This window comes from Neisseria sp. P0021.S006, assembly GCF_051956895.1.
The window spans coordinates 1-1,344 of sequence record NZ_JBQCWZ010000377.1 but is presented as its reverse complement, the minus strand read 5'-3'; the positions used below and the strand labels follow the sequence as shown (position 1 = coordinate 1,344).

Genomic DNA, 1,344 nt, shown 5'->3' with positions numbered 1-1,344 from the left:
GTGCAGCATCGGCAGGAGCCTGATAATCTGTATTTTGCGATGAAGAGGGCTCAGCATTGTCATGTTTATGATGCTTATCATGTTTACCAAAGTGTCGTTTGTCTTGATCGTCATCTTGTGCTACTGCCAATACTTTGCCGTTTTGAGCATCAACCAAAGCTTCGTATTCAACGCCGTCTTTCAAGATTTCTACTTTGTAACGGCCGCCCAAATGTTGTTTGTATTTGTAATCGACATCTTTAACGACGCCGCCCACTTCTGCTACCGCTGCTGCGGCTGCTTGCTGGCCGGAAACCTTTGCAAACATACCTTCTTTGAAAGCCATGGTACCTGCCGCACCGGCAACGCCCAAACTTGAAGCAATAATACCGGCAATGATGAGTTTTTTTGAAATAAAAGCGTTAATGCGTTTCATGATTTTCTTTCCTACTGTGTTGTTGAACGATGAATGCATTCTATGCCTCAACAATTAGCTGAACATGAGCAAAACGCTAAGATGTGTAATGGGTTGCAATACTAAAATTAACACTTTAATAATGGAGATCGAAGCCGCGTTTTCAGACGGCCTTGCTGATATGTTGTGATGGCATATTTGGCGCAGATTGTGGTTTGCGTGTGAAAACAAAAAAAGCGTGATGAAAAAAAGGGCATGTGTGAGACATGCCCCCGGATTAAATGGTAAATGCGATGGTGAGAAACCAAATGACAGAATAAGATTTGCGGTTGGTCAACTTATCTCATTCCGCCTTGTTTTACAATCACTCAGGCGATGTTTCGCCTGCAAGATTTTCTATTTCTTCGCGATGCGCGTCAAACCATGAGCCGACCACTTGATTGACTTCGTCCATACCTTGTTTTTTCAGGCTGGAGAACAGTTGAACGCTAATTTTTTGACGTTCGGTGTAGGGTTTGAGTGATTTTTTTACCGCCGCCAAAGTTTTAATCTGGTCGTTTTTAGACAGCTTGTCTGCTTTTGACAGCAGGATATGCACAGGACGGCCGGTGATGTGGAAAAAGTCCAGCATTTGGATGTCTAAAGCTTTGAGCGGATGGCGCGAGTCCATAATCAAAATCAGGCCGATCAGTTGGCGGCGTTGTTGCAGGTAGTCGCCCAAGAGTTTGACCCAGTGCGCACGGATGGCCTCCGGTACTTGCGCGTAGCCGTAGCCGGGCAAGTCGACCATGAAATTGCCGTTTTCCAGTTCAAAGAAATTGATGTGTTGGGTGCGGCCCGGTGTTTTGGAAACGTAGGCAAGGCGCACATGATTGGTTAAAGTATTGATGGCGCTGGATTTGCCGGCATTGCTTCGGCCGACAAAGGCAATCTCGGCTGGCGTGTCGGGC

2 protein-coding genes are annotated in these 1,344 nt (G+C 46.2%); both read right to left on the bottom strand.

Annotated features, from left to right (window positions below; genetic code table 11):
• Positions 1 to 415, bottom strand: a 415-nt coding sequence (locus ACTHUM_RS14280) for a PepSY domain-containing protein (protein ID WP_440403197.1), incomplete at its 3' end; no start/stop codon positions are given.
• Positions 416 to 758: 343 nt separating this feature from the next.
• Positions 759 to 1,344, bottom strand: a 586-nt coding sequence (gene yihA, locus ACTHUM_RS14275) for a ribosome biogenesis GTP-binding protein YihA/YsxC (protein ID WP_440403196.1), incomplete at its 5' end; no start/stop codon positions are given.